We start from the raw sequence: 10,446 nt of genomic DNA, 5'->3' as shown, positions 1-10,446 counted from the left end.
GAGCGCTTCTTCCGTAGCCTGAAGACAGAATGGGTACCGACAGATGGCTACCGTGACAAACATGAAGCACAGAAGCAGATTAGTCTTTATATATTGAGCTATTACAACAGTGTCAGACCCCATTACTATAATGGAGGACTGACACCGGAAGAATCGGAAAATAGATATCGTTCTTACCGTAAAACCGTGGCCAATTTTACTTGACCACTACAGGTCAGGCCCGTCCGCATTGACAATGCGGGCACCAAGAATAACGCCTCAGGCGGCTGATATCACAAACCGTCGTTGGAACAGTCGAGAAGCATAAACATCCCGACCATCATTTAATGACGATTAAATGGAATAAAATAGTCAACCTCAAACTGTCCGGTATCTATCGCACCATCTGGCCGGCGTTGACAACGCACAATCTCCAAGTCATGGTTTCCCATCTTCGTATAGGGCCGGCCAGGAAGGATATGGTGATATATTGCCCGAAGAAAGGTCTGATATTCCTGCAAATCACCGCTAAAACGGAATCGCAGATAACTATCCACATCAGTGCCCTGTTCCCCGATACCGTCATCATCCGCAAGCAGTTCTTCCGCATGCGTGATGACACCAACATCATAGCTCACCCTCACCTGGCGCTTGATGCGGTTATCGTCCGGATAAACCGTCGAAGACACATAGATAGACACATCCGCAGCGCGACTACGGCCGCATGCCTTCTCCCATAAAGTCGGGCGATGGGCAATATTATTGACCTGAACCAGATCATCGACCACTTGCGTGTATTCAAAACGACGGCTATTGGCCGGCCGTCGGGGCAACGCTACCACCTCAGGCACCGGCACTGCATTCACATTGAGCCGCAGAGACGGCTGCAGGCTGGAGAAATCCCACGATGACTGCTTACGGTAATGGCCCGGCGACGTGCCGAAATGTTTTTTGAACGTGCGGGTAAAGGATTGTTGGGAATCAAAACAGTAACGCAACGCCACTTCCTGAATGGTCTGGCTGGTGAGCTTCAGCTCTACCGCCGCCTGGCTCAGACGCCGGTTACGAATATAGGTCCCGAGCGAAATACCGGTCTCTTTCTTGAACATCCGCTGCAAATGCCATTTGCTGTAACCCGATTTCGCCGTCACGTCGCTGATCATCAGAGGGCTTTCAAGATGGCTTTCAATCCAGCCGACCAGATCGGCGATAAATTTCATAATAGGCGGCATGATGGATAACATGATTTTAACTCCCATTGAGAAGGGTAAAAACACCTACTGATTGAACAACCCGACAGATCAAAATGCCGGTGTATCAATGCGATGATGACTAATGCCCTGCCGATGCCGGCCCCGTTCGGGTGAATGGAGGGCGGGCAAACCAGATGATCACGATCAACCCCATGAACCCCCAGCCCAGCACATAAAAATAATCGATGGTGGAGGCCATCCACGCCTGCTGTTGCAACGTCTTGTCCACCTGCGCCAGATTGGCCTGGCTGATCCCTCCCATCAGGTTGAGATAGCTCACTGCTGACGGGTTATAGACCGACACGCTCTCGCTCAGGATCGCATGGTGATAAATCTCACGATGCGACCAGAGCCAGGTGGTGAGCGACGAGGCGAAGCTGCCGCCCAGCACACGCAGAAACGTCGCCAGACCTGACCCTTCCGCCACGTCTTTGCCGTGCAGGCTGGACAGCAGGATGGAGGTCAGCGGCACAAAGAAAAACGCCACGCCGCTCCCCATAAACAGCTGCGCGCCCGCCACAGTCGCAAAATCCACATTGGTATTGAATTGGGCCCGCATCAGGCATGACAGCCCCATAATCACAAACGACACGGTGGCGAGCAGACGCAAATCAACCCGGTTCCCATAACGGCCGATGATCGGCGTCAGCAGCATCGGCAACATCCCCATCGGTGCCGCCGCCAGGCCGGCCCAGGTGGAGGTATATCCCATCCAGGTCTGGAGCCACTGCGGTAAGATCACGTTGATGGCGAAAAACGCAGCGTATCCCAACATCAGCGCCACAGTGCCCACAGTGAAATTGCGATCGGCGAATAACCTCAGATTGACGATTGGATTACGCTCCCCCAATTCCCAAATCACAAACGACACCAACGCAACCGCCGAAATAATGGACATGACGACAATTTCCGACGAGCCGAACCAGTCCAGATCGTTACCCTTATCCAACACGACCTGCAGCAAACCGACGCCAAGCACTAGCAGCCCGATGCCGACATAATCCACGCTGGCGCGTTCGGTGCTGTCTTGCCAATCGCGCAGCTGCATCCAGACCACGAACGAGGCGAATATGCCGATCGGCACATTGATATAGAAAATCCACGGCCAGGAATAATTGTCGGTAATCCACCCACCGGTAATGGGGCCGACGATCGGGCCGACGACCGTCACCATCGCCAACAACGCCAGCGCCATGTTGCGACGAGAAGGCGGGAAGATCATCAGCAACAACGTCTGACACATGGGGTACATCGGGCCGGCGAAAAAACCCTGCAATGCGCGGAAAACAATCAGTTCCGTCATGCTGTGCGAAAAACCGCAGAGAAACGACGCCAGGCTGAATAACAACACCGAAACAATAAACAACCGACGTTGACCGACAATGCGCGAAAACCAGCCCGTCAACGGTAGGGAAATGGCGTTACACACGGCAAACGAGGTGATCACCCAAGTACTCTGATCCGAACTGACGCCCAGATTCCCGGCAATCGTCGGCAGCGACACATTGGCTATCGTGGAGTCCAGCACCTGCATAAATGTCGCCAGCGATATCGCCAGCGTCGCCAGCGCCAGGCTCGGCGGCGTAAAGGCGGCTTTATCGTTCATCGCGGCTAACCCCGGCTGCCCGTTAGCGGCAGGCTGTTGTCGTGCAGAATTTTCGCCACCAGCTTGTCGGCCTGCTGCAACGGATCGTCATACACATCCGTACTGTAGCGCGGCGTATTAACGGTGGCCGTCGGCAACAATTCGCCGTGGTTGTCGCGGAGATCGACACGGGCCTGCATCGACAGCCCGATACGCAGCGGGTGCTGCTTCAACGCCTCGGGATCCAGCGCGATGCGTACTGGCAATCGCTGTACGATCTTAATCCAGTTACCGCTGGCATTTTGCGCAGGCAACAGCGAGAACGCGCTGCCGGTACCGATCCCCAGACTCTGTATCGTGCCGTGATACTGCGCGTTGTCGCCATAGATATCCGCCGTCAGGGTCACTGATTGCCCTAACCGCATCTGTTGCATCTGGCTTTCTTTGAAATTGGCATCAACCCAAACCTGTTCGAGCGGGACAATTGACATCAGCGTCGCACCGGCGCTAACCCGCATCCCCACCTGAACCGCACGCTTGGCGACATAACCGCTGACCGGCGCGACAATAGTGCTCCGCGCCCAATCCAGATATTTGCTGCGTAAATCGGCTACAGCACTTTTGATATCCGGATGATCGTCAATCACGGTGTTGTCCACCATCGCCTGGTTGGTGCGCAAAGTCTGCTCGGCTGCATCGAGCGCACTACGCGCGCTGTTGACCGCATCCTGATAATGCGCCAAATCTTCGGTGGAAATAGCGCCTTTGGCCACCAAGCCCCGGCGGCGATTGTAATCGCCAATCGCCTGTTGCAGCGCCACCTGCTTGGACACGACTTGGGCCTGATAGTTGTCGACGGTGCTGTAAAGCCCCCGAACCTCACGCACAGTCTTGGCCAGCGAGGCTTCCGACTGTTGCAGCGCGATCAGTGTGTCACTCGGGCTGAGCTGCACCAGCACCTGCCCTTTCTCCACATAATCGCCATCATCAACACTGACTTTTGTCACTGTGCCGCTGATCTGGGGCGTCAACGTGATCAGGTTGCCGCTCACATAAGCATCGTCGGTAGCTTCATAAAAACGCAGATAGAACTGGTAGTAAGCGCCCCATCCCGCAGCAGCCAGCAACAGTACAACGAACAGAATGGCAAACTGACGTTTACGTCGTCCGGGTGCCGGAGAAACGGAAGTGGAGGTGGTATCCATCATGTCATTAACCTTTTATGTATCCAGCCAGTTTGTTGCTCTTAAGTGTTCCTGGTGCTTACGCAATCCGGTCGCACATTGGCGGCGCCCTGCCAATCTCCTACCCATGGTGTAAACCGTTTAGTAGGGTAAATAACGAGCGGTAACGTCATCCGGCAGCATTTTGGTCAGTAAACGTACCAGTTGCACCGCCTCTTCCTGCGTCAAACGAGTCGTCAGTTGCACCGGCAACACTTGCATGCCTTCCTGCTCGAACAGTTGGCAAATCGCCCGGCCCTTGTCCGTCAAGGCCAAAATTATCTGACGTTTATCATTGGGATGCGGCTGGCGCAGAATCAACTCGCGTTTCACCATCCGTTCAATCATGCGGCTCAACGCGCCACCGTCCATCATGACGTTTTTGCTTACATCCACTGGGCTGGTGAACCCTTTATGTATGCTGATCAACACCTTGAACTGCGGCGCCGTAATATCGCTATCCGCAAAATAGTCGTTGAGAAGGTGATCCTTAAACTGGTTGGCCAAATGAATCAGCAGGCCGAGTATTTGAAGTTCTTCCGTCGTTTTTTTCATATCACAAAATTGACCAGGCATTAATTTCAAATGACTTTACTGCCTAGTCAACTAAATCACAATATCGATTCTTGTTTGCATCCAGATTTTATGTGGCAATGCGTGCTATCCCAGCTGGGATAGAGGTAAACACATGCGCCCGACGGCAAAAAAAAGAACCGATGAGGAATGCATAACTCAATGGATTATGTGCTTCATTTTATTCAGCACATCGCTCGTAGAGCGGGTAATTCGTACATGACCCTTGTGGGAGAAATGCAGAGCCTGAACAGCATCAACAAATATTGGAAGGGAGGCACACCATCGCCCTTGCCCGCATTCCGTTTGCAGACAAGGGCATTGCAGCATTACCGTGCGGCGGGTTTTACCTTGTCGAGCACACCATGAATCGCCGCCGCCAGTTCGTTGACTTCAAATTTGGCGACATAAGAATCCGCTCCGACGTTGCGCACATGGTCTTCGTTGGCGCTACCGGACAGTGAAGAATGGATGATCACCGGAACGTTTTTCAGAAACTCTTCGCGTTTGATATTCCGCGTCAGCGTAAACCCATCCATTTCAGGCATTTCCAGGTCTGTCAGCACAAAGGCAATTTTATCGGAAATCGGCCTGCCTTCTGACTGCGCTTCCTGCGCCATGGCTTTGATCTTGTTCCAGGCCTCCAGACCGGTGATGTGCATGATATAGGGGATACTCATGATCTTAAGCCCCTGTTCAAGCATGGTGCGCGCCACTTTAGAATCTTCAGCCACAATAGCGACAGCGCCCGGCTTAATATCGAACGTCTTATCTTCGACTTTCTCAATCTTGATTTCACGCTCGGTCGGGATGATGTCATGCAGAATCTGCTCAACATCCAACACCAACGCTAAACGATTGGTGTTCGGATCGTTATCGAGACGGGCAATACTGGTGATATAACTGCTGCCGACGCCGGCCTCGGCCGTATTGACCTGGCTCCAGTCAAGCCGAACGATATCATCCACCGATTCCACGGCAAACGCCTGAGTGCTACGCGCATATTCCGTGACCAGAAGAATGTTCAGTCCGGTGTTTGGTACGCTGCCCACTACTTTGGGAAGATCGATGACAGGAATGATTTGACCACGAATATTGATCATACCCAACATCGGCGGCACCATACCCGCGGCTTTGGTTAACTCCGGCATCGGAACAATTTCCCGGAGTTTAAACACATTGATACCGTATAGCTCTGATTCTTCTTTACCAGTAGGAGACCCCAAACGGAACAGCAGCAGTTCAAACTTGTTAGATGAGGTAAGATTGGTTCTTTCCTCTATCTCTCTTTGAAATTTATCCATTCTGTCCTCAATACGAATATTTATTTAATGTACGGTAGCAAGGCAAATCAGTGACAGCAAATTGGGATTAATCCCATAGCCACTCACTGTACGCGATTAATAGCTCTCTTCAAATAACTCTTGGTTCTTATCTGCCATGAAAAAAGAAAATATTTGTCTCATATTGTCTGTTGCATCTTCCTGTTTTTAAAAAGCATAGACCAGCCACTCGACATCCACCATTTTTCTACTGCCGATAACATTCGTCGTGCTAAGCGGTCACTGTCTTTTCCCGTTATCGTTGTATTCAATAATGTGATAATCATGACTGTTATCACATTATTGAGCGCTGTCTTTCTTTCCGGATCACGGCAAATAGCATCAATCAAAATGCATCGGTTAGGTTATTGAGTGAATATCGGCAAAGGCAATATCACCCCAGAAACGACGAACAATTTAAACACGAGGCATATCGAAGTTCCCATCGGCCAAGACGGGGTAAAAAACATGAAGCCGCCGGTATAAACGATCCAGATAAGAACATTGTCTAAAAAAAGTTATCGCCGATTCCTGAGTAAAAAACGTCTGCATCAGCTTAACCTCGAATCATGCCATCCCCCCGACGAAACGCCCTACACCAGCCCCTATTTTTGAGACTGCACACGCAACATCATCAAGAAAGCGCCGGACTTCATTTTCGCCTCAGCGACAGTAGGTATACTGCCTTCAAGCGGCACAATTGCCGAACAGGTTGCGCCGGCGGGCCTTGTCCGGCGCCTATTTTGCAGCTATCGAGGCTGCCAATCGCGGGACGCCTGAATGAACCCACCTTCAGACAAAGTTATCCATTCGTTAGTCTGCCTGGCCGTTTTCCTCGCCTGGTTTGCGCTTTCATTGCTGTTTACCGTACTTCCCGGCTACCGCGCGCTATATCGTGCAGGTCTGGCTACGCCGTTGCTGTATCTCGCTATCTGGCTGCCTTTTGTTTTGATCGCCTGGCGGCAATACCAGAAGCATTACGGGCTGATGCCGCTGGGTAAACTCCATCCTGGAAAATCGTTATTGCCGATGCTGGCGCTGTTATTGCTGGCACTGATACACGGCCTGTTCGGCAAGCCGGAACGCTGGATGATGAGCCTTCCCCAGATGCCATCGCTTAGTCTCTATCTGCTGATCCCCACCATGTGCCTGCTGGCGCCAGTGATTGAAGAAGTTATCTTTCGCGGTTTTCTACTCAATGCCCGGTTAGGGTGGGGAAAACATGCAACCCAGATTACCGTCATCCTGACATCGCTGATCTTCTCCCTCAGCCATGCTCAGTACCTGTCGCCCACCACTTTCGTCTGGCTATTCGTCTTCTCGATCATCCTGTGCCAACTGCGGCTGCACACCAACAGCCTGCTGGCGCCCATCGTGCTGCATGCGCTAAATAACATGTTGTCAATCACAGCGGTACTGGCGGCGGGGTGATGACACCCTCCCCCACACCGCACTCATGCCCATAATCAGGCACGTTTCCCTGAAAATTCAATTTATGCCGCCACATGCCAGTATCATTTTCACGTCTGGTCAACCAACATCGATAGGCTGAGACCGTTTACAATCAGGGAGTTGATTTCACCACAAACAAAGTGTTCTTTAATTCGGCCCATCACGATTTCCCCGATGCTGCATGGGCGCTGATGTCTCCCATGCTGCCACCTGAAAGAGGATCCTCCACTGATGGGCATCCTTACTTTGCGCACAGACATGTCATGCATGACATATTCTGGGTTCTTTGCTCTGATGCGCCCTGGCGGGATTGACCTGAGCGTTATCGTCAGTGGCCGAAGAGAAGGCCAGTCAGGACGGACGTCGGCCCCTCGACACGCACCTGAACAAAAAACACAATGTCGTGCAGCATTGTTTTGCGATACTCAACGAAAATCACCGTATTGCCACCCGCTCGGAAAAAACAACCAGAAGCTAAACTGGAGGCTACCAGGTTATTTTTGAAGCAATTGTTGAGTTAAGGGACACCGCCTACAATATGTTATCCCCTCAGATACGACATTTTATCGAATAATTTCCGTTATCAGCCGCCATATTTACCTGTAGCAACAGACAATGACTTATCTCTCAGTCGGCAACTAGCCATGATTTTTTGTATTTCATATGGTTGTGACGATCGATATGACTTTTACAATCGACAAAAGCTATCGTTATTTTTTTTTCGAGTGATAAAAACGATCAAATGTGTAAAGTTATTCATCTGATTGACGATAATAAAAAGAGTGTCAGGGAAAAATGATTGAGATAGAAAATGAGTGAAGACATGACTATTCATTAAAGCCAATATTAGCCCACTTATGATAATGGCTTTTATCAGGCTAATAAATTTAGCTGTTATTCCATATATTTTGTGCGGTGTAACTTTGTACACCAACCATTTTACTCTGGGTATTCAGGCAAAAAACCGAACGTATTCAAATACGCGAGGTTCATTCATCATGTTCACTCCTTTCGGCCCTTTGGCATTATTGCCTGTGTACGGGCTCTGACGGCATGCCTCAATAGATAGTCAGTCAGATAAAAGAGGAGATTTTATTATTACAGGCAGATCATTCACTGCTCTGGTTAATAATCTACTCTTACCTTGCAGGCCACGATGCTTATTTCACTCAGCATTACATTGATGATTTCCCCCTGACATATTGCATCAGTAGATAGCGTTTTACCTCAATGCTGATGCGGTTTTCTTGACAGAAAACAACTTGATTTTCACATGTTGTCTGCAATAGCAAAGGAGCAAAAATGAATATATCAAACTGGCGTATTGGCTATCGCATGGGGAGCGGTTTCGCTTTTCTGGTGTTGATGCTGTTTTTTGTCAGCATACTATCAACATCAAAACTCTCTGATTTCCATGAAGATGCCAAATTAATTGTCACTGATGTTTACCCTGATACTGTCGCCGCCAACGATCTGATCGACGCAGTAAACAGTACCCTGGTGGCGTATCAGCGCTTATTGCTGGTGTCGGATGAAAAGCAAGTTGCCGAGACGCTCACCATGATCAACGGCTTTCGCAAACAGGTCGGAGAACTGATCAATAAACTGGATGGCGATGCCTATGAGGAAAAAAGCCGGAGCGTTATGGAGGAAATAAAAAAAATTCGCCCACTCTTTTTAGCCTCTGGCGACAGACTGGTCGCACAGCTCAATGCCGGTGATCGCGATGGCGCCATCAGCGAATTCACCACTACGATGAACAACGTGCAACGCCAGTACCGCGAGCAAGTGCGCCAGTTGGTCGACTATCAGGACAATGTCATGCAAAGCATGGTGGATGAGATGACCAATAGTTACAACCAAACCCGGGCATTGCTGCTGTTTATCTCCGCGCTCAGCGCGATCGTCGGTTGTATCATCTCCTGGCTTATCACCCGTAGCGTCACCCACCCGATCCAACAAGCGTTAACCGTCGCCAACAGCGTGGCGCAAGGCGATCTGACCACAAGGATCGTCACCAAAGGCAACGACGAAACCGGCCAGTTGCTGGCGGCGCTGGCAAGAATGAATGACAGTCTGCGCCACATCGTCAGCCAGGTGCGCGATGGCGCGGAAACCATCGCCACGGCAGCGTCCCAGATCGCTGCCGGGAATCAGGATCTCTCCGCCCGGACGGAAGAACAGGCCAGCTCGCTGGAACAAACCGCATCGTCAATGGAGCAGTTGACCTCCACCGTCAAAAACACGGCGGACAATACCCAGCAGGCAACACAGATCGCCGATAAAGCGACGGATACCGCCAAACACAGCAGCGACGTTATGGCATCGGTCACACAGCGGATGCGCGGCATCCGCGAATCATCCCAACGTATGGCTGAGATCATCAGCGTTATCGACAGCATCGCCTTCCAGACCAATATCCTGGCGCTTAACGCGGCGGTCGAAGCGGCCAGAGCCGGAGAACAAGGCCGCGGATTCGCCGTGGTGGCCTCGGAAGTCCGTTCGCTGGCGCAGCGCAGCGCCACTGCCGCACGGGAGATCAAGGATCTGATCGACGACTCGGTGGGAAAAATTCAGGACGGTATGCAACTGGTCGATACCGCCGAAACCACCATGACGGGGTTGGTCGAACATGTACAGGACGTTAACAGCATCATCGGCGAGATATCGCAAGCCAGCCGTGAACAGAGCGACGGTATCAATCAGATCAACCTGGCAGTCGGGCAGATAGATACCACCACCCAGCAAAACGCCGCGCTGGTGGAGGAATCCGCTGCGGCCGCCCTGTCGTTACAGGCGCAGGCCGACGCGCTGACGCAAACCGTCAATACCTTCAAGCTGGGCCAGCGCCCCGCTACCGGCGCCACCCGGCAACCTGAGCGTCCGGAAAACCGCGAAGTCACACTGGCGTTGTCATCCACGAAAAATAGCGGCAGTTCGCAGGACTGGACATCCTTCTGATACCTGACAAACACGGCTGAAACAGCGAAAGGGCCTCGGCCCCTTCGTGATGGTGAGAAAAAAATGCTGTTCCGTAAGGAGTTCAACACGCCGGAACA

The 10,446-nt window shown here is 51.5% G+C and carries 8 protein-coding genes and 1 pseudogene; 4 read left to right on the top strand and 5 right to left on the bottom strand.

The window, feature by feature from the left end:
• On the top strand, positions 1 to 204 hold a 204-nt coding region (locus HEP82_RS18500; protein WP_192459413.1), incomplete at its 5' end, for an IS3 family transposase.
• A 119-nt stretch (positions 205 to 323) separates the two neighbouring features.
• Here HEP82_RS18500 and HEP82_RS18495 read toward each other — a convergent pair.
• The 5 genes from HEP82_RS18495 to HEP82_RS18475 all read right to left on the bottom strand — a co-directional run bounded on the left by HEP82_RS18495 (position 324) and on the right by HEP82_RS18475 (position 5,917).
• Positions 324 to 1,223: a helix-turn-helix domain-containing protein gene (locus HEP82_RS18495; protein WP_192459412.1), complete on the bottom strand. Its 900-nt coding sequence runs from the start codon at positions 1,221 to 1,223 to the stop codon at positions 324 to 326.
• Positions 1,224 to 1,311: 88 nt separating this feature from the next.
• Positions 1,312 to 2,838 carry a DHA2 family efflux MFS transporter permease subunit gene (locus HEP82_RS18490; RefSeq protein WP_192459411.1) on the bottom strand — a complete coding sequence of 509 codons (1,527 nt, stop codon included), beginning with the start codon at positions 2,836 to 2,838 and terminating at the stop codon, positions 1,312 to 1,314.
• A gap of 5 nt (positions 2,839 to 2,843) precedes the next feature.
• The gene (locus HEP82_RS18485; protein ID WP_192459415.1) at positions 2,844 to 4,022 is read right to left on the bottom strand and encodes an efflux RND transporter periplasmic adaptor subunit; all 1,179 of its coding nucleotides are present in this window, start codon (positions 4,020 to 4,022) and stop codon (positions 2,844 to 2,846) included.
• 120 nt (positions 4,023 to 4,142) lie between these two features.
• A complete protein-coding gene (locus HEP82_RS18480) occupies positions 4,143 to 4,595 on the bottom strand; it encodes a MarR family transcriptional regulator (RefSeq protein WP_192459410.1) in 453 nt (150 codons plus the stop codon).
• A 347-nt stretch (positions 4,596 to 4,942) separates the two neighbouring features.
• Positions 4,943 to 5,917, bottom strand: coding sequence for a chemotaxis protein (locus tag HEP82_RS18475; protein ID WP_192459409.1), 975 nt, complete (start codon positions 5,915 to 5,917; stop codon positions 4,943 to 4,945).
• Positions 5,918 to 6,715: 798 nt separating this feature from the next.
• On the opposite strand from HEP82_RS18475, the gene HEP82_RS18470 reads away from it, so the two are divergent.
• From HEP82_RS18470 to HEP82_RS18460, 3 genes and pseudogenes are all read left to right on the top strand, one after another.
• Positions 6,716 to 7,366, top strand: coding sequence for a CPBP family intramembrane glutamic endopeptidase (locus HEP82_RS18470; RefSeq protein WP_192459408.1), 651 nt, complete (start codon positions 6,716 to 6,718; stop codon positions 7,364 to 7,366).
• A 161-nt stretch (positions 7,367 to 7,527) separates the two neighbouring features.
• Positions 7,528 to 7,698: pseudogene (locus HEP82_RS20030) on the top strand (transposase); the annotation flags it as partial.
• 991 nt (positions 7,699 to 8,689) lie between these two features.
• Entirely contained in the window at positions 8,690 to 10,348 is a 1,659-nt protein-coding gene (locus HEP82_RS18460) for a methyl-accepting chemotaxis protein (RefSeq protein ID WP_192459407.1), read from the top strand.
• The last annotated feature ends 98 nt before the right edge of the window (positions 10,349 to 10,446 follow it).

Source organism: Musicola keenii (genome assembly GCF_014855505.1).
Lineage (GTDB): Bacteria > Pseudomonadota > Gammaproteobacteria > Enterobacterales > Enterobacteriaceae > Musicola > Musicola paradisiaca.
The sequence above is the reverse complement of the archived record's forward strand: the minus strand, read 5'-3'. Positions and strand labels throughout refer to the sequence as shown.